We start from the raw sequence: 17,586 nt of genomic DNA on the forward strand, positions 1-17,586 counted from the left end.
TGCTGGCTGGGTGGTCGGGCGGGCGCTGGGGCAGGGTCGCCGTCAGGCCTTGATCTTGAAGCCGTCGGCGTACTTGGCGGGGTCCTTGCCGTCCCACACTACGCCGTCGATGAGCTTGCTGGTGCGCATCACGTCCTTGGGCACGCTGATCTTCATGGCGCTGGCCACCGACTTGTACAGCTCGACCTGGTTGACTTCCTTGGCCACCGCCAGGTAGTCGGGGTGGCTCTTGAGCAGGCCCCAGCGCTTGTGCTGGGTCAGGAACCACATGCCGTCCGACAGGTAGGGGAAGTTCACCGCACCGTCGTTGAAGAACTTCATGTGGTTGGGGTCGTCCCAGGTCTTGCCCAGGCCGTTCTGGTAGCGGCCCAGGATGCGCTGGTTGATGGCGTCCACGCCCGTGTTCACATACGCCTTGCCTGCCACGGTTTCGGCCATCTTCATCTTGTTGGAGAGGCTGGCATCGATCCACTGGCTGGCTTCGAGCACGGCCATCATCACGGCGCGCGTGGTGTTGGGGTACTTCTTGACGAACTCTGCCGTGGTGCCCAGCACCTTTTCGGGGTGGTCCTTCCAGATGTCCTGCGTGGTGTTGGCCGTGATGCCGATGCCGTCCATGATGGCGCGGTGGTTCCAGGGCTCGCCCACGCAAAAGCCGTCCATGTTGCCCACGCGCATGTTGGCCACCATCTGCGGCGGGGGCACGGTGATGAGCTTGGCGCCCGACAGCGGGTTGATGCCCGCCGCTGCCAGCCAGTAGTGCATCCACATCGCGTGGGTGCCGGTGGGGAAGGTGCCCGCAAAGGTGTATTCGCGCTTCTCGCTGACCATGAGCTTGGCCAGGGACGGGCCATCCACCGCGCCCTTGTCGGCCAGCGTCTTGGAGAGGGTGATGGCCTGCCCGTTGTTGTTCAGACTCATTAGCACGGCCATGTCCTTCTTGGGACCGGCGGTGCCCAGGTGCACGCCATAGACCAGGCCGTAGAGCACATGGGCGAAGTCCAGCTCGCCGTTCACCAGCTTGTCACGCACGCCGGCCCAGCTGGCTTCCTTGTTGGGGACGATGGTCACGCCGTATTTCTTGTCGAAGCCCAGCACCGAGGCCATGACCACGCTGGCGCAGTCGGTCAGCGGGATGAAGCCGATCTTGACTTCCTTCTTCTCGGGGGCGTCGGAGCCGGCTGCGTGGACGAGCGCGCGCAGCGCGGGGCTCACACCCACAGCGCCCACGGTGGCGGCCTGCAGCACGGTGCGGCGGTTGAGGCTGGTTTTCAACAGATCGGTCATGGGGCATCCCTGGTGGCGTGAAAAACAAAAAGGCGTCCTCACACCGCGCCGGGCTGCAGCAAAGCAACGCCAGGAGCGGGTGGGGACGCCTTTGTCCGTGGTGGAGCCTGGAACGGGTCCGGGGCTCCTTGCCAGCACCGGCCCGCCGTTGGGTCAGTGCTGTCAGTGGTCAGACCTGCATTGGTCTTGCACTGTGCAATGCAAAGCGCGTGCCAGCCTTTTTTTACTGGGTTGGGATGAATGAATTATTCAAATTTGATAGCAAAGAAGGCGTATTTGATTGGCGCTTCAAGGCGATTTGGTTTCAATTCACCTCTGCTTGGTCAGTGCGGTGCATTGCACTGCCGTTGTGCGCTGCACCATCGCAGTCCAGGCATCGGGGCCGCCGTGCACGCGGCAGGCGCATGGTGGTCCGTGCCAACGGGTTGCAGGGGGGTAATGCGGTACCACCGTGCATGGGACCGCAGCGGCGTCGCTGCGCGAATGAGGCGGGTGGGCCGTGTTTTGCGCGGAGCGTGGGCCCCGCGATGTGAGAGGGTGAGGGTTATTACCCCAGCAGGTCCATCACGTCCAGCATGCGCTGGGCCACGTCCACCAGCTTCAGGCCCTTGTCCATGGCCGTCTTGCGCAGCTTTTCGTAGGCGGCCTGTTCGGTCAGGCCCTGGCGCTGCATGAGCAAACCCTTGGCGCGGTCGATGGTCTTGCGGCCTTGCAGTTCGGTCTTGGCGTCGGCGAGCTCGGCGCGCAAGGCCTGTTCATGCTGGAAGCGGGCCATGGCCACATCCAGAATGGGGCGGATGCGCTGCGGTGCCAGCCCCGCCACGATGTAGGCAGACACGCCTGCCGCCACTGCATCCTTCACGTGCGAGGTGTCCTCGTCGTTGGTGAACATCACGATGGGACGGCGCTCGTCGCGCGTGGCCATCACCACATGCTCCAGCGCGTCGCGGGCCTCGCTCTCGGCATCCACGATGATCAGGTCGGGCTGCAACTGCGCGATGCGCTCGCTCAGGAACACGTCGGCCGGCAGCGTGGCCACCAGGTTGAAGTTGTTCTCCAGCAGCCCGATGCGCAGCGCCCGCGACCGCTCTGCCTGTTCCACAGCGTGGTCGTCGTCGGGGTCGGTGACTGCCAGATCCGGGGCAACCACCACGATGCGCAAAGCCTCATTCATACCCGTGAGCATAAGCAATTTTTACGCCACAAATTGGTGCGCCGGGGTGGTGCACGGCCTTTGAAGGCCCCGCGATGTCCCCTCGCTCCGGGGCTGCACCCATCCCAAGCCCGCCAGGTCGGGGTGCCGTGCTCTGCGTTGCGGGGCCTGAAAGTTGCTAATACTGACACCGTGGGAGGGCATACCCGGTAGCTCGCCGGGTAGGGCGTCGCATATACATCTGGTCACACAGACACACTGAAATGGAGTTTTTTGCATGAACAAGCACATCAACCGGCGCCGCTTCTCGGCCAGCCTGGCCTTGACCGCAGTGGCGACTGCCGCACTCCTGACCGGATGCGGCAAAGTGCCGGACACCATCAAAATTGGTGTGGCTCAGCCCCTCTCTGGCCCGCTGGGTGCGCTGGGGCAGGATCTGCTCAATGGCGTCAAGCTGGCGGTGGAGGAACTCAACAAGTCCGGCTACACGGTGGACGGCAAGCGCGTGACGCTGGAGGTCGTGTCCGTTGACGACAAGGCCGACGCCACCACCGGCAAGGCCGTGGCGCAGCAGCTGGTGGATGCCGGCGTGGTCGCGGTGGTGGGCCACCTCAACTCGGGCGTGAGCATCGAGACCGCCCCCATCTACGCTGCCAAGGACATCGCGCAGATCGCCATCTCCACGAACCCCAAGTTCACACAGCTCGGGTTTCCGACCACCTTCCGCATGGTGGGCAACGACACCCTGCAGGCCCGCGCCATTGGCTCGTTTGCCGCCACCCAGCTGGGCGCCGCACGCTATGCCGCGCTGGACGATGGCACGCCCTATGGCAAGGGCCTGGCCGATGGCGCGGCCGAACAGCTCAAGGCCGAGAAGAAAGAGGTGGTGGTGCGCAAGTCGTTCGACGACAAGACCGTGGCCTTTGATGGCCTGGCCGGGGAGCTCAAGGCCGCCAATGTGGAGGTGATTGTTTCGACCCTCAACGACTTCCAGGCGCTGGCACTGCTCGAAGCCCTGCAGAAGGTGGGCCACACCAAGGTCAGCCTGCTGGGGGGCGACACCATCAAGACCACCGACATGACCAAGGGCGCAGGCATCGTGCAGGGCGTGTATGCCACATCGCCCGTGCTGGAGGCCAAGGAGTTCACCACCGGCAAGCCCTTCCTTGAAAAGTACATCGCCGCTTTCAAGAAGCCCCCGGCCTACGGCGGCCACTACAGCTACGACAGCACCTACGTGCTCTCGGCCGCCATCCAGAAGGCCAAGTCCGCCGACCCCAAGGACATCACCAAGGCCCTGCACAGCATCAACGGCTACGCCCCGGTGATCGGCACCATGACCTGGGATGACAAGGGCGAGCAGCGCTATGGCGCCGTGGGGGTGTACGAACTGCGCAGCGGCAACTGGGAGTTGCGCATGCGGTCCGACCGCTGGTAAACCGCGTTGCCATGGCAGGCCAGCCCCGGGTTTTACACTCGGGGCATGAGCTTGCTGATCCTGGGTATTGAATCTTCGTGCGACGAAACCGGCGTGGCATTGGTCCGTTCCACGGGCAATGCCGTGCCTACGCTGCTGTCGCACGCGCTGCACAGCCAGATCGAGATGCACCAGGCCTATGGCGGCGTGGTGCCCGAGCTGGCCAGCCGCGACCACATTCGCCGCGTGCTGCCGCTGGCCACACAAGTGCTGGCCGAGTCCGGCCAGACGCTGGCGGACGTGGACGTGGTGGCCTACACGCGCGGCCCGGGCCTGGCCGGTGCGCTGCTGGTGGGGGCGGGTGTGGCTTGCGCGCTGGGCGCAGCGCTGGACAAGCCGGTGCTGGGCGTGCACCACCTGGAGGGGCATTTGCTGTCGCCCTTCCTCAGCGCCGACCCCCCTGAATTCCCTTTTGTGGCCCTGCTGGTCTCAGGCGGCCACACGCAGCTGATGCGCGTGGACGGCGTGGGCCGCTACGAAATTCTGGGCGAAACCATTGACGATGCGGCAGGCGAGGCGTTCGACAAGTCTGCCAAGCTCATGGGCCTGGGCTACCCCGGTGGCCCGGCGCTGTCCCGGCTGGCCGAACAAGGCGATGCGGCGGCCTTCAAGCTGCCGCGCCCACTGTTGCACAGCGGCAACCTCGACTTCTCTTTTGCCGGGCTCAAGACGGCGGTGCTCACGCAGGCCAAGAAGCTGGGCGATGAGCTGGAAGCACGCAAGGCTGATCTGGCGGCCAGCACCGAGGCCGCGATTGTCGACGTGCTGGTGAAGAAGACGCTGACCGCTCTGAAGCAGACGGGCCTCAAGCGCGTGGTGGTGGCCGGTGGGGTGGGAGCCAACCGGCACCTGCGCGCCCAGCTCAACGCCGCCTGCGCGGCGGCCAAGGTGCGCGTGCATTACCCCGAACTGCACTTGTGCACCGACAACGGCGCCATGATCGCCATGGCTGCTGCGATGCGCCTGCAGGCCGGGCAGCAGCAGGCCAGCACCGAGTACGCCTTTGACGTGAAGCCGCGCTGGCCGCTGGATGCCATCACGGTGTGATTCTGAATAAAAAAGGCAGCGAGGGACCCTCTGCACGAATCAGCGCGCCGTGTGCATCAGGGGCCTCGGGCGGTCTGCCGCGTTGCAAATACTCGCAATAGCTACGGCTATTGCTGTGTTTTGCGCCTTGCAGACCCTCCCGATCCGCTGCGCTCACTTGGCCAGCGAGATTCGTGCAGAGGGTCCCTAGCGCAGGTAAATCATGCGCTAGCTGCTATCTTTTTTGATGTTTAGAACGGATAGTGGCGTGGCGTGGTCTGCACCGTCACCCAGCGTAGTTCGGTGAACTCACGCACCCCGGCCATGCCGCCAAAGCGGCCGTAGCCCGAGCTCTTCACGCCCCCAAACGGCATCTGGCCTTCGTCGTGCACCGTGGGGCCGTTGACGTGGCAGATGCCTGACTCGATGCGCGCGGCCACGTTCCAGGCCTTGGCCACGTCGCGGCTGAACACGGCGGATGACAGGCCGAACTCGTTGTCGTTGGCGCAGGCAATGGCTTCTTCCACACCGTTCACGCGCACCACGGGCTTGACGGGGCCGAACGATTCCTCGCGGTAGATGTCCATCTCGGCCGTCACATGGTCGAGCACCGTGGCCTGCATGAGCGTGCTGTCGCTCTTGCCGCCGCAGACCAGCTTCGCGCCCTTGGCCAGTGCATCGTCGATGAGGGCGTTGCAGCGGTGCACCGTGGCCATGTCCACCACCGAACCCAGCACCACCGGGCCCTTGCGCGGGTCGCCCAGGGGCAGTGCCTTCGCGCGCGCGCCCAGCTTGGCCACAAATTCGTCGGCCACGGCGTTGTCCACGATGATGCGCTCGGTGGACATGCAGATCTGGCCCGAGTTGGCGAAGGCGCCAAACACGGTGCCCGCCGCGGCGGCGTCGATGTCCGCGTCATCCAGCACCAGCAGCGGCGCCTTGCCGCCCAGCTCCAGCACCACGGGCTTGAGGTACTTGGCGCAGGTCTGCGCAATGATGCGGCCCACCTTGGTAGAGCCGGTGAAGTTGATGCGGCGCACCGCCGGGTGGGCCACGATGGCCTCGACCACTGCACCGGCGTCGGCCGGGGCGTTGGTCACAAAGTTCACCACACCAGCGGGCAGACCGGCTTCCTGCAGTGCCTCGATGATGAGGCCGTGCGTGGCAGGGCACAGCTCCGAGCCTTTCAGGATCACCGTGTTGCCGCAGGCCAGTGGCGTGGCGATGGCGCGCACGCCGAGGATGACCGGGGCGTTCCACGGTGCAATGCCCAGCACTACGCCCGCCGCCTGGCGCACGCCCATGGCCAGGCTGCCGGGCACGTCGGACGGAATCACCTCGCCCGCAATCTGCGTGGTCAGCGCGGCGGCTTCTTGCAGCAGGCCAGCGGCCAGGTGCACGTTGAAGCCGGCCCACATGCCGGATGCTCCGGTCTCGGCCGCCATGGCCACCGCAAAGTCGGCCGTGCGGGCCTCCAGCGCGTGTGCGGCCTTGAGCAGCAACGCGCGGCGGGCGTTGGGGCCCAGGGCGGACCAGGCCGGGAAGGCCTTGGCAGCCGCGTCGGCAGCGGCCTTGGCATCGGCCACGCTGGCGGCGGGGGCCGTGGTGGCGACCGATCCGTCGAGCGGGTTGCGGCGCTCAAACGTGGCGCCGCCGGTGGCTTGCACGCGCTCGCCGTTGATCAGCATGGAAATGGCAGTCATGGATGAAAGCTCCTGAAAAAGAACAGATGAAAAAGGGTCGGAAGAGGTATTCAAGCGACGCCGAGATAGGCCTGGCGCACCACGTCGGATTGCAGCAGGGTCGATGCTTCGCCTGAGGCCACGATGCGTCCGCGCTCCAGCACATAGCCGCGCTGCGCAATCTGCAGCGCCTTACGCACGTTCTGTTCGACCATGAGCACCGTCACGCCCTGCGCGGCGATGCGCTGCACGATGGCCAGCAATTCATCGACCATGCGCGGTGCCAGGCCCAGCGAGGGCTCGTCCAGCATCAGCAGGCGCGGGCCGCTCATCATGGCGCGGGCCACGGCCACCATTTGCTGCTCGCCGCCGCTCATGGTGCCCGCGAGCTGCGTGGCGCGTTCCTTGAGGCGAGGGAAGTCTTCGAACGCCCGGTGCAACCGCTCGGCACGCACCCGTGAGGGCGCCAGCCAGCCGCCCAGCTCCAGGTTCTCGGTCACCGTCATTTGGGGGAACAGCTGGCGGCCCTCGGCCACCAGGGCCAGGCCGCGCTGCACGCAGGCGGTGGCGTTCATCGCGGGCAGATCGCTGCCGTCCAGCGCCACGGTGCCTGTGCGCGGCAGCAGCCCGGCCAGCGCCTTGAGCAGCGTGGTCTTGCCCGCGCCGTTGGGACCGACGATGACGGTGATGCCGGGCGCGGCCTGCAGCGACAGGTCTTGCAGCACCTGAAAGCCGTGGTAGCCCGTGGTCAGGTTCTGCACGGTGAGGTGGGCGCCGCTCATGCCGTGGCTCCTTGTTCTTTGCCGCTGGCCATTTCGTCACCCAGATAGGCTTCGATCACCTGCGGATCGCGCACCACCTCGGCGGGTGTACCGTCGGCAATCTTGCGGCCCTGGTGCAGCACCAGCACGCGCTCCACATACTTGAGCAGCGTGGTCACCGCATGCTCGATCCACACCACCGTCAGCCCCCAGTCATCCCGCAGGCGGCGGATGCGCTGGGCCATGGCATCTACTTCGGATTCGGTCAGGCCCGCAGCCACCTCGTCGAGCAGCAGCAGGCGCGGGCGCGTGCCCAGGGCCATGCCGATCTCCAGCAAGCGCTGCTGCGACGGTGTCACGTCGGCGGCGGGGCGGTCGGCCAGGTGCGCCAGGCCCAACATGGAGAGAATTTCCTCCTCGCTACGCAGGCCTTCGGGCCCCTGGCGGTGGCGGCCTGCGAACTGCATGCCAAAGCGCACGTTGTCACGCACCGTCATGTCGGGGAACACGCGCGGCGTCTGGAAGGTGCGCGCAATGCCGTGGGCCGCATAGTGGTGCGGGCCCTTGCCGGTGAGGTTGTCGGCGCCGCTCACCAACGTGCCCGAGGTGGGCGGCTGCACGCCCGAGATGGCGTTGAAGAACGTGGTCTTGCCCGCGCCGTTGGGGCCGATGATGCCAATCAGCTCACCCGTGTGCAGCGTGGCGCTCACCCCATCCACAGCAGTCAGGCCGCCAAAGCGCACGGTCACGGCGTCGATGGTCAACAGGGCTTCAGCCATGGCGTGCCTCCGCCGCAGGTTTGCGCCGTTGCCACAGCGTGGCCAGGCCGTTGGGCAGGTACATCACGCACAAAATCAGCAGCAGTCCCAGCACCATCATGTAGCCGTAGGGCAGCTGCAGGCGCAGCGTTTCGGCCAGCAGGCTGAACACGATGGCCGCCAGGATGGGGCCGCCCAGGCTGGTGGCGCCGCCGATCAGCGCGATCAGCACCGTTTGGAAGCCGATGAAGGGGCTGAACACGGCCGCAGGTTCGATGTACGTCCAGCGCACCGCCATGGCTGCGCCCACCGCGCCGGCAAAGGCGGCGGTGATGCCAAAGCCCGCGATCTTGGCCAAGCGCGTGTCCACGCCCAGCGTCTGCGCGCGCTGCTCGTCGGCACCAATGCCCGAGAGCGCCAGGCCAAAGCGGCTGCGCTGGATGGCAATCGCCGTGGCAATGGCGCCCGCCGCTATCAGCAGCACCGTGAGGTACACCGTCTCGTTGCTGGGCACCACCGTGAGCACGCGGCCCACGGTGCCCGACACCTGCTTTTCGACAAAGGTCACAGCGTGGCGGATCAGCTCCGTCATGCCGAAGGTCAGCACCGCAAAGTAGGTGCCGCGCAGGTGCAGCACCGCTGCGCCCATCACCACGGCCACGATGGTGGCGATCAGCGCGCCGCTCAGAATCACCAGCGGCCAGGGCAGCACGCCCAGCAGCATCGCGCTGGTGTACGCACCCACACCAAAGAAGGCCGAGGTGGCCAGCGACAGGTAGCGCGTGGCACCGCAGAACAAGGACCAGCTGGTCGCCAGCGCGATGTACATCAAGCAACTGAGCAGCACCGAGGCCATGAACTCGGACACCAGCCACGGCAGGGTGGCGACCACCGCCACCCCCGCAGCCAGCGCCAGCCAGGGCTTGTTGGAATGTAAGGAAGTCATTTTTTCGAGAACAGTCCGTTGGGGCGCCAGATGAGCACGCCGATGAACACTGCATAGCTCAGCAGCATCTTGAGAGACGGGCTGCTGAAGTGCATGCCCAAGGCTTCGACCACGCCCAGCAGCAGGCCCCCGGCCAGGCTGCCCGCCAGGCTGCCAAAGCCGCCCAGCGTGATGACGATGAGCGCCGTGACGGTATAGGGCTCGCCCATGGATGGCGAAATCTCATACGTCATGGACAGCAGCGTCCCCGCCACGCCCGACAGGCCCAGGCCAATGCCAAACATCATGGGGTGCAGGCGCCGGGTGTTGATGCCCACCAGCTGCGCGCCCGTGGGCGACTGCATTAGCGCCCGCACGGCCTTACCCAGCAGCGTGAGCTTGAGCAGCGCGATCAACCCGGCCGACAGCGCCAGCGCCACGCCGAACAGCACCAGCTTGTTTTCAGTAAAGCGCATGCCCGCAATCTGCACCGGGTCGGCCAGGTATTCGTACCCGCGCAGGTCGCCGCCCCAGATCAGCAGGGCGGTGTTCTGCACCAGGAACATCAGGCCAAAGCCCACCATCAGGCTGCGCGCCTCGAACACGTCCACATTGGGCGCGCGGGCGGCCAAGCGCTTGAAGCACAGCGCATGCACCACCACGCCCAGCGCAAACAGCACGATGAAGGCCAGCGGCATCAGCAGCAGCGGCGAGATGCCCCACAGGGTGTGCGCCGACCAGGTGAGGAAGGCGCCCAGCATCAGGAACTCGCCATGCGAGATGTTCATGATGCGCATCAGCCCGTACTGCAGATTCAGGCCCATGGCCACCAGCGCGTAGATACCGCCGGTAATGAGGCCACTGGCGACCAGTTCGGCCCAGGAAGTCAGAGACACAGTGTTATTTCCAGGCTGGTTTGGATGTGTTCAGCTGCGCTGTGGCACGGTCCTTAGGCCACACGACCTCGAAATCGCTGCCTTGCCACTGGCTCACGGTTCCTGGGATGGACGCGTTCTCGCTGCCCTGGAATCGAATGCCACCCAGGATGGTCTGGAACTCGTTCTTGGCGATGTGCTCGCGCAGCGCCTTGCGGTCCAGGCCCGCCTTTTCCACGGCCTGTTGCAGGATCTGCAGGCCCGCCCAGGCGTGGCCGCTGGCCCAGCGGTCGGGTTCCTTGTTGAACTTCTTCACGTGGGCGTCGAAGTACGCCTTGGCCTCGGGGCTGGTCTTCACGCTCCACGAGCCCATGCCGATCACGCCCTCGGTGTTGGCCTGCATCACGTTCTTGTAGAGCTGGAAGGCCGTGCCCACCGAGGCGTAGAAGAACTTGGGGTTCAGCCCCACTTCGCGTGCCTGGCGGCTGGCCAGGATGGTGTCGGGCGGGTAGGTGATGCCGATGAAGGCGTCGGGGTTTTGGTCCTTGATGCCACGCAGCACGGGCGCCAGATCCTTCACGCCCAGCGGGTAGCTCTTGCGCTCCAGCACCTGGATGCTGGTCTTCTTGAGCGCGTTGTTCAGCGCGGCAAAGTTTTCGAGGCCGAACAGGTCGTCCATGTAGACGATGGCAATGGTCTTGACGTTGTTGGCCACCAGCATCTCCACCAGCGCGCCCATCATCTTGTCGGGCTGCTGCAGCAGCGAGAAGAAGTAGGGCAGGTTCATGTCGATCAGCTTGCGCGACAGCGCCGTGGGCGCCAGCAGCGGGTAGCCAAAGCGGTTCGCCAGCGGTGCAATGGCGAAGTTGGCGCCCGAACCCCAGGGCGGCAGGATCAGGTCCACCTTGTCGCTGCCCATGAGCTTTTCGTAAGTGCGCACGCAGGTTTCGGTCTCGCTGCGGTCGTCGTAGCCGATAAGTTCAATGGGGCGCTTCGTGCCCTTCACGCTCAGGCCGCCCGCTGCGTTCATCTGCTCGGCCCACAGCAGGTAGTTGGGCTCCTGGCTCACCTGCGCGCCGGCCGCCCAAGGGCCTGTGCGGGCTATGGCGTAGCCGATGCGGATGGGGGCTGCGCTGCTGCCCTGGGCCCACAACTGGGGCGCCACGGCCAGGGTGCCGACCGTGGCGGCGGCGCCTTTGATCCACTGGCGCTTGGAGGGTTGGTGTGCTGTCATTGTGTGTCTCCTCGGATGGAGCCTGCGTGGTGCAGACCGTGCGGGGATCGTAGGCAGAGGGGCCGGCGCCTGCTGCGCTCAGCGTGCACAAAACACTTGCCTGAGCGTGCAGGCGGCAGCGGGTTTACCCGGATTTCCACAGTGGGCGCGGGACAAAGCGTGCGTCCGATAATCGCTGCACGACCAGTGGCGCCAGCCGCTGACCTGGAGACACCATGGCCCACCCCCTGATGGAGGTATCCACCGATACCGTGGCACCGCGCGACCGCCTGCACCTGTGGGGCGATGCGGTATGGCGCCTCATTGGCGGGCTGGAGTCCGATGCGTTTGGTGACGATGCCTTTGCGGGCCACATCACCTCGGGCCAGGCGGGCTATGTGAACCTGTGCCAGCTGGACGTGAGCCGCCACCGCGTGGTGCGCACCCCCAGCCTCATCCGGGGCAGTGACCGGGCCTACATCAAGGTGGTGGCGCAGCTCGAAGGGCGTGCCTGCTTCGAGCAAAACGGCCGCCAGGTGTGGCTGTCACCCGGCGAGTGGAGCGTGTACGACACCACCCGCGCCTACGCCGTGAGCAACCCCGAGGCCGTGCGGCAGATGGTGCTGATGATTCCCAAGGAACAACTGCCCGAGCGCAAGCTCAAGCTCGACGACCTGATGGTGCAGCGCTTTTCGGGCACCACGGGCGTCTCGCGGCTGGCATGGGACACCATGCGCGCCGCGTTTGCCGAGCTGCCCACCATGTCCGACGCCGCCGCCGACGGCGTGGCCGACGTGATCACGCACCTGGTGCAGCTGTCGCTGCTGGAGCGCAATGGCCAGCAAAGCCTGCTGTCGCAGCGCGAGGCGCTGCGCGACCGCATCAGCCAGTACATTGACCGCCACCTGGGTGACCCCGACCTCACCATCGACCGCATGGCCCAGGCGCTCAACTGCAGCAAGCGGCACCTGTACAACGCGGTGGCCGACGATGAGGAAACCCTGGCCGCCATGATCCAGCGCCGCCGCCTGGAGGCCTGCCTGCGCGACCTGCGCCACCCGGCGCATGCACAGCGCTCGGTCACCGACATTGCGCTGTCCTGGGGTTTCAGCAACAGTGCGCATTTCAGCCGGGCGTTCCGCGCGCATGTGGGCTGCAGCCCCAGCGAATACCGGGCCCGGACGTGGGGGCCCTCCATGGTGTTGCTCGATCCCCCGCTGCTTGCGCATTGAGCGATGGATGCAGGGCCGGTGGCGTAGCCGCCCGCGGGCGCGGCGCGGTGGTTGGTGCGTTGCATCATTTCTTTACGCTGGCTTGACCCACGGGGTACCTTTTGTGCGCAATCGCTGCTCACAATGGGGTTTTCCCTTGCGCCGCTACAGCCCATGCGTTTTATCCACCCGGCCTCTCCAGCCGCTGCGCCCACTGCCCGGGCAGCGCGCTCCCTGCGCCCACAGCGTCCCCTGAGTCCATCGCACGCTGTGCCCTGGCGGCACATGGCCCTGACGCTGTGCGTCGTGCTGGCCGCCACCGGATGCGCCAGCCTCGCCCCACTGGACGGGACCCCGCCCGTGGTGGCTGTTCCCGCGGCCTGGTCGGCAGCGGGCACGAGTGGTCCACAAGGCGTCGCAGCCACCCCCCAGGGATTCAATCTTGTGCAATGGTGGCAGCGCCTGAATGACCCCTTGCTCACCACACTGGTGGAGCAGGCCTTGAAGGCCAACACCAGCGTGCGCACCGCTCAGGCCGCGTTGCAGCAGGCGCGTGCGCAGGTAGATGTGCAATCGGCTGGGCTGCTGCCCAGCGTCGGTGCATCTGCCTCGGCACAGCGCAGCCGGGCGAACAACAGCACAGGCAACACCTTCCAGGCCGGTTTTGACGCAAGCTGGGAGCCCGATGTGTTTGGCCGCGTGCGCAGCGGCGTGAGCGCCAGCGAGGCCGATGCGCGCGCGGCAGAGGCCAGCCTGGCCGACGTGCAGGTGTCGCTGGCGGCCGAGGTGGCCGTCAACTACATCGAGCTGCGCGGGCTGCAGGAGCGTTTGGCCATTGCGCGCAGCAACCTGGCCAGCCAGCAGGAGACCCTGCAGCTCACGCAGTGGCGCCTGCAGGCGGGGCTGACCACCTCGCTCATCACTGAGCAGGCCCTCGCAGCGGCCGAGCAGACGGCCGCGCAGATTCCCTCGCTCGAAGCCAGCCTGGCGCAGTCGCGCTACAGCCTGTCCGTGCTGACCGGCCAGGTGCCCGGGGCGCTCGACGCCACCCTAGCCGCCAGCGCGCCCGTGCCGCAGCCCACGGCAGAACTGGCGCTGGCGATACCGGCCGAGACGCTGCGCCAGCGCCCCGATGTGCGCGCGGCCGAACAACGCATTGCCGCCGCCCTGGCGCGTGTGTCGCAGGCCGATGCGGCGCGCTACCCCAGCTTCTCCCTCGGCGGCTCGCTGGGCCTGCGCGCTCTCACGCTGGGGGCGTTATCGGGTGGCAGTGCCGTGACCAGTGCCTTGCTGGGCAGCGTATCCATTCCGCTGCTCGACGGTGGCGCCGCCCGCGCGCAGGTGCGTGTGCAGTCTGCCGCGCTGGAGCAGGCCCGCGTGGCCTACGAGTCCACGGTGCTCACCGCCCTGCAGGATGTGGAGAACGCGCTGGTGGCCCTGCGCGGCGACCGCGAAAAGCTGGAACGCCTGACCGCCGCCGCAGACGCGGCCCGCAACGCCGCCCTGCTGGCGCAGCAGCGCTACAGCAGCGGGCTCATCGACTTTCAGGCGGTGCTGGAGACCCAGCGCACGCTGCTGTCCACGCAAGAGAGTGTGGCCACCACCACCGCTGCCGTCGCGGCAGACCATGTTCGTTTGTACAAGGCGCTGGGGGGCGGCTGGCAGCCGGCCCCGTAACCCGGTCGCCCTGTTGCATGACCCCATTTTCTGATTCACGTCCCATGCCCAATACCGAAACCTCCGTGACCTCTACCGCCTCCGCGTCCGCCAAGGCAGCTCCTGCCGACCTGAGCGCCTTGCTGGGCGCCGACCGGCCCCGCCGTTGGTGGCAGCGCACCACCGTGTGGCTAGGAGTGGCGGCGTTCGTCGTGGTGGGTGGTGGCTTGTATGCCTGGCAATCTCGCCAGAGCGCCAGCACCGCACCCACCTATGTGACCGAAGAGTTGCGCCGGGGCAACCTCACGCTCACCGTGTCGGCCAACGGCACACTGCAGCCCACGCGCTCGGTCACCATTGGCAGCGAGCTGTCGGGCACGGTGCGCAACGTGCTGGTGGATGTGAACGACAAGGTCAAGAAGGGGCAGCTGCTGGTAGAGCTGGACACTGCCAAGCTCGAAGCGCAGGTGCTGCGCTCGCGTGCCTCGCTGGCGTCGGCGCAAGCCCGCTTGGCCCAAGCCGTGGCCACCACCAAGGAGGCCATTGCCAACTTTGGTCGGCTCGAAGAAGTCGCCCGCCTGTCCGGCGGCAAGGTGCCCTCAGCCTCCGAGCTGGACGCAGGCCGCGCCACGCTGGACCGCGCCCGCGCCGACGAAACCAGTGCGCGTGCCACGGTGGAAGACGCACGCGCTGCGCTGTCCACCGACGAAACCAATTTGTCCAAGGCCTCCATCCGCTCGCCCATCGACGGCGTGGTGCTGACCCGCACGGTAGAACCTGGCAATGCGGTGGCTGCATCACTGCAGGCAGTAACGCTGTTCACCGTGGCCGAAGACCTCACGCGGCTGCGGTTGGATGTGAGCGTGGACGAGGCCGATGTGGGCTCGGTCAAGGTGGGGCAGGACGCGAGCTTCACGGTCAGCGCCTATCCCTCGCGCCGCTACCCGGCCCAGGTCACGCGCGTGTCGTTTGGCTCCACCAAGACGGACAACGTGGTCACCTACATCACCTGGCTGGAGGTGAACAACAGCGACATGAGCCTGCGCCCCGGCATGACAGCTGCGGCCACCATCACCTCCACCGAGCGCAAGGACGTGCTGCTGGTGCCCAACACGGCGCTGCGTTTTACGCCCGCGCAGGCTGCCGGGGGCGATGCGAAGCCCGGGGCGGGTGGCACCAAGCCTGCTGCATCGGGCAGTGGTGGCGGCATCATGTCGCAGCTCATGCCGCGCATGCCACGCTCGGGCTCGGGTCCACGTAAACCGGGCGAGGCAGGCGATGGTGCGGGCAAGACGCGCCAGGTGTGGGTGCTGCAAGACGGCGCCGCCAAGCCTGTCACCGTGCAGGTGGGCATCAGCGATGGCCGCCACACCGAGGTCACAGGCGAAGGCCTCACCCCCGGCATGGCCGTGATCACCGACCAGCGCGCGGCAGGGGCCAAGTCATGAGTGTGGCGGGCGATACCCCCATCATCCGCCTGCGCGGCGTGACCAAGGTTTATGGCGAAGGGGCGCTGGCCTTTCAGGCGCTCAAGGGCGTGGACTTGGACATTGCGCAGGGCGACTTTGTAGCCATCATGGGCCCCAGTGGCTCGGGCAAGTCCACCGCCATGAACACGCTGGGCTGCCTGGACCGGCCCACCATGGGCGAGTACCTGTTCAAGGGCGTGCATGTGGAGGCACTCTCGCGCGACGAGCGGGCACGGCTGCGGCGGCGCTACTTTGGCTTTGTGTTCCAGGGCTTCAACCTGCTGGCGCGTACCTCGGCGCAAGAGAACGTGGAGCTGCCCCTGCTGTACCGGGGCGAGTCGGCCGCGGCGCGCCATGCGGCGGCGGCGCGTGCGCTGGATGCGGTGGGCCTCAAGGGCTGGGAGCACCACACGCCCGCCGAGCTGTCGGGCGGGCAGCAGCAGCGCGTGGCGATTGCGCGGGCCATCGTCACCGAGCCCGATGTGCTGCTGGCCGATGAGCCCACCGGCAACCTCGACACCCAGCGCAGCGTCGAGATCATGGAGCTGCTGTGGCGCCTGAACGCCGACCACGGCATCACCGTGCTGATGGTCACGCACGAGCCCGACATGGCGCAGTACGCGCGGCGCATCGTGCGGTTTGTGGATGGGGTGGTGGACAGCGATGCGGCCAACCCGCACCCCAAGGGGCTGGACGCGGATGCGGTATCGAAGGCATCGACCGCAGCGGCTGTGGTCAGCTCGGATGCAGGAGGCCACTGATGCTGCTCAACACCCTGCTGCTGGCGCTACGCTCCATCCGGCGCAATCTCATGCGCTCCTTCCTCACCATCCTGGGCATCGTGATCGGCGTGAGCGCCGTGATCACCATGGTCACGCTGGGCAACGGCGCCACGCTGGCCATCCAGAACCAGATCTCGGGCCTGGGCACCAACCTGCTGCAGGTGCGCCCCGGCCAGCGCATGGGGCCCGGCGGCGGCACGGGCGCCCCGGCCTTCAAGGACACCGACGCCGACGTGATCGCGCAGCAGATCGGCGGCATCTTGGCCGTGGCGCCTGAGGCGCGTGCTGCCGCCACGGCTGTGGTGGGCGGGCGCAACTGGACGACCAGTGTGATCGGCAGCACCAACGCCTGGCTGGAGACCGGCAACTGGACGGTGCGCACTGGCCGCGTCTTTACCGATGCTGAGTTGCGCGCGGGCGCTGCCGTCTGCCTGATCGGCGAGACCGTGCGGCGGGAGTTGTTTGGCACCGCCGATCCCGTGGGCGGCCAGCTGCGCGTGAAGGCGTTTTCGTGCGAAGTGGTGGGCGTGCTGGCGTCCAAAGGGCAGGGCGCGTTTGGCAACGACCAGGACGACACTGTGCTGGTGCCCCTGCGCACGCTACAGCGCCGTGTGACCGGCAACACGCGGGTGAACACGCTGCTGGTGTCGATGAAGGATGGCAGCGACCCCGAGCGGGTGAAGGCCAGCCTCACGCAACTGCTGCGCGAGCTGCGCAAACTGTCGGACTCGGACGAAGACAACTTCAACGTGCTCGACACCAAGCAGCTGGCCGACACGCTCTCGGGCACCACCAAGGTGCTGACCACGCTGCTGGGCGCGGTGGCGGCGGTGAGCCTGCTGGTGGGCGGCATCGGCATCATGAACATCATGCTGGTGAGCGTGACCGAACGCACGCGCGAGATCGGCCTGCGCCTGGCCATTGGCGCGCTGGAGCGCGAGGTGCTGCTGCAGTTCCTGATCGAGGCCGTGGTGCTGGCCGCCTTGGGCGGGCTCATCGGCATCGTGCTGGCCACGGGCGCGTCGCTCGCGCTGTCGGGGCTGATGGGGGTGCCCTACCTGTTCAACCCGGGGGTGAACCTGCTGTCGTTCCTGTTCTCCGCCGGTATTGGTGTGGTGTTTGGCTATTTCCCGGCGCGGCGTGCGGCGCGCATGGACCCCATCGATGCGCTGCGGCATGAGTGAGGGCGTTTGCAGGGAGTTCTGAGCGGAAATACAAGCAAAAAAGGCATGAAGCGCCAGTGCATCATGCCTTGATTGCTATTGAAAATATAGCGATGGCCGTCACGCGCCATCGCTTGGGGAACGGCCA

15 protein-coding genes are annotated in these 17,586 nt (G+C 66.7%); 7 read left to right on the top strand and 8 right to left on the bottom strand.

The genetic code is table 11. From position 1 onward, the window contains the following. Window positions 1-42 precede the first annotated feature (42 nt). Together C8C99_RS03500 and C8C99_RS03505 are read right to left on the bottom strand one after the other, a co-directional pair. Window positions 43-1,287 (bottom strand): CmpA/NrtA family ABC transporter substrate-binding protein, encoded by a 1,245-nt coding sequence (locus C8C99_RS03500; RefSeq protein ID WP_108624970.1) that lies wholly within the window; start codon window positions 1,285-1,287, stop codon window positions 43-45. 547 nt (window positions 1,288-1,834) lie between these two features. After that, entirely contained in the window at window positions 1,835-2,461 is a 627-nt protein-coding gene (locus tag C8C99_RS03505; protein ID WP_056640724.1) for an ANTAR domain-containing response regulator, read from the bottom strand. A gap of 256 nt (window positions 2,462-2,717) precedes the next feature. On the opposite strand from C8C99_RS03505, the gene C8C99_RS03510 reads away from it, so the two are divergent. After that, the gene (locus C8C99_RS03510) at window positions 2,718-3,878 is read left to right on the top strand and encodes a branched-chain amino acid ABC transporter substrate-binding protein (protein WP_056640721.1); all 1,161 of its coding nucleotides are present in this window, start codon (window positions 2,718-2,720) and stop codon (window positions 3,876-3,878) included. Between the two features lie 45 nt (window positions 3,879-3,923). Then, on the top strand, window positions 3,924-4,964 hold the full coding sequence (tsaD, locus tag C8C99_RS03515; RefSeq protein WP_056640720.1) for a tRNA (adenosine(37)-N6)-threonylcarbamoyltransferase complex transferase subunit TsaD: 1,041 nt from the start codon (window positions 3,924-3,926) through the stop codon (window positions 4,962-4,964). 230 nt (window positions 4,965-5,194) lie between these two features. Here tsaD and C8C99_RS03520 read toward each other — a convergent pair whose 3' ends face one another. From C8C99_RS03520 to C8C99_RS03545, 6 genes are read right to left on the bottom strand one after another with little or no spacing between them, the layout of a single operon-like run. Beyond that, window positions 5,195-6,646, bottom strand: coding sequence for an aldehyde dehydrogenase (locus C8C99_RS03520; RefSeq protein ID WP_056640719.1), 1,452 nt, complete (start codon window positions 6,644-6,646; stop codon window positions 5,195-5,197). A gap of 50 nt (window positions 6,647-6,696) precedes the next feature. Further along, window positions 6,697-7,407 carry an ABC transporter ATP-binding protein gene (locus tag C8C99_RS03525; RefSeq protein WP_056640716.1) on the bottom strand — a complete coding sequence of 237 codons (711 nt, stop codon included), beginning with the start codon at window positions 7,405-7,407 and terminating at the stop codon, window positions 6,697-6,699. Then, entirely contained in the window at window positions 7,404-8,165 is a 762-nt protein-coding gene (locus C8C99_RS03530; RefSeq protein ID WP_056640715.1) for an ABC transporter ATP-binding protein, read from the bottom strand. The genes C8C99_RS03525 and C8C99_RS03530 overlap by 4 nt, the downstream gene beginning before the upstream one ends. Beyond that, window positions 8,158-9,090 (bottom strand): branched-chain amino acid ABC transporter permease, encoded by a 933-nt coding sequence (locus C8C99_RS03535; RefSeq protein ID WP_108624971.1) that lies wholly within the window; start codon window positions 9,088-9,090, stop codon window positions 8,158-8,160. The genes C8C99_RS03530 and C8C99_RS03535 overlap by 8 nt, the downstream gene beginning before the upstream one ends. Beyond that, complete coding sequence (locus tag C8C99_RS03540; protein ID WP_108624972.1) at window positions 9,087-9,965, bottom strand: branched-chain amino acid ABC transporter permease; 879 nt, start codon at window positions 9,963-9,965, stop codon at window positions 9,087-9,089. The genes C8C99_RS03535 and C8C99_RS03540 overlap by 4 nt, the downstream gene beginning before the upstream one ends. Before the next feature lie 4 nt (window positions 9,966-9,969). Further along, on the bottom strand, window positions 9,970-11,178 hold the full coding sequence (locus C8C99_RS03545; RefSeq protein WP_108624973.1) for an amino acid ABC transporter substrate-binding protein: 1,209 nt from the start codon (window positions 11,176-11,178) through the stop codon (window positions 9,970-9,972). 215 nt (window positions 11,179-11,393) lie between these two features. On the opposite strand from C8C99_RS03545, the gene C8C99_RS03550 reads away from it, so the two are divergent. The 5 genes from C8C99_RS03550 (at window position 11,394) to C8C99_RS03570 (ending at window position 17,459) form a co-directional block, all read left to right on the top strand. Then, a complete protein-coding gene (locus tag C8C99_RS03550) occupies window positions 11,394-12,389 on the top strand; it encodes a helix-turn-helix domain-containing protein (RefSeq protein ID WP_108624974.1) in 996 nt (331 codons plus the stop codon). Between the two features lie 264 nt (window positions 12,390-12,653). Next, window positions 12,654-14,045 carry an efflux transporter outer membrane subunit gene (locus C8C99_RS03555; protein ID WP_233247153.1) on the top strand — a complete coding sequence of 464 codons (1,392 nt, stop codon included), beginning with the start codon at window positions 12,654-12,656 and terminating at the stop codon, window positions 14,043-14,045. 44 nt (window positions 14,046-14,089) lie between these two features. Then, window positions 14,090-15,472, top strand: coding sequence for an efflux RND transporter periplasmic adaptor subunit (locus C8C99_RS03560; RefSeq protein WP_108624975.1), 1,383 nt, complete (start codon window positions 14,090-14,092; stop codon window positions 15,470-15,472). Next, window positions 15,469-16,254, top strand: coding sequence for an ABC transporter ATP-binding protein (locus tag C8C99_RS03565; protein WP_108624976.1), 786 nt, complete (start codon window positions 15,469-15,471; stop codon window positions 16,252-16,254). Before C8C99_RS03560 ends, C8C99_RS03565 begins: the two co-directional genes overlap by 4 nt. Then, window positions 16,254-17,459, top strand: coding sequence for an ABC transporter permease (locus C8C99_RS03570; RefSeq protein WP_056640690.1), 1,206 nt, complete (start codon window positions 16,254-16,256; stop codon window positions 17,457-17,459). Before C8C99_RS03565 ends, C8C99_RS03570 begins: the two co-directional genes overlap by 1 nt. Window positions 17,460-17,586 lie beyond the last annotated feature (127 nt).

This window comes from Acidovorax sp. 107, from assembly GCF_003058055.1.
GTDB lineage: Bacteria > Pseudomonadota > Gammaproteobacteria > Burkholderiales > Burkholderiaceae_C > Acidovorax.

Bases quoted from the DNA above. Each gene is read 5' to 3' on its own strand.
- C8C99_RS03520 (WP_056640719.1), bottom strand. From the start codon at position 6,646: ATGACTGCCATTTCCATGCTGATCAACGGCGAGCGCGTGCAAGCCACC.
- C8C99_RS03560 (WP_108624975.1), top strand. From the start codon at position 14,090: ATGCCCAATACCGAAACCTCCGTGACCTCTACCGCCTCCGCGTCCGCC.
- C8C99_RS03565 (WP_108624976.1), top strand. From the start codon at position 15,469: ATGAGTGTGGCGGGCGATACCCCCATCATCCGCCTGCGCGGCGTGACC.
- C8C99_RS03500 (WP_108624970.1), bottom strand. From the start codon at position 1,287: ATGACCGATCTGTTGAAAACCAGCCTCAACCGCCGCACCGTGCTGCAG.
- C8C99_RS03555 (WP_233247153.1), top strand. From the start codon at position 12,654: ATGGCCCTGACGCTGTGCGTCGTGCTGGCCGCCACCGGATGCGCCAGC.
- C8C99_RS03570 (WP_056640690.1), top strand. From the start codon at position 16,254: ATGCTGCTCAACACCCTGCTGCTGGCGCTACGCTCCATCCGGCGCAAT.
- C8C99_RS03545 (WP_108624973.1), bottom strand. From the start codon at position 11,178: ATGACAGCACACCAACCCTCCAAGCGCCAGTGGATCAAAGGCGCCGCC.
- C8C99_RS03535 (WP_108624971.1), bottom strand. From the start codon at position 9,090: ATGACTTCCTTACATTCCAACAAGCCCTGGCTGGCGCTGGCTGCGGGG.
- C8C99_RS03525 (WP_056640716.1), bottom strand. From the start codon at position 7,407: ATGAGCGGCGCCCACCTCACCGTGCAGAACCTGACCACGGGCTACCAC.
- C8C99_RS03505 (WP_056640724.1), bottom strand. From the start codon at position 2,461: ATGAATGAGGCTTTGCGCATCGTGGTGGTTGCCCCGGATCTGGCAGTC.
- C8C99_RS03550 (WP_108624974.1), top strand. From the start codon at position 11,394: ATGGCCCACCCCCTGATGGAGGTATCCACCGATACCGTGGCACCGCGC.
- C8C99_RS03510 (WP_056640721.1), top strand. From the start codon at position 2,718: ATGAACAAGCACATCAACCGGCGCCGCTTCTCGGCCAGCCTGGCCTTG.
- C8C99_RS03530 (WP_056640715.1), bottom strand. From the start codon at position 8,165: ATGGCTGAAGCCCTGTTGACCATCGACGCCGTGACCGTGCGCTTTGGC.
- tsaD (WP_056640720.1), top strand. From the start codon at position 3,924: ATGAGCTTGCTGATCCTGGGTATTGAATCTTCGTGCGACGAAACCGGC.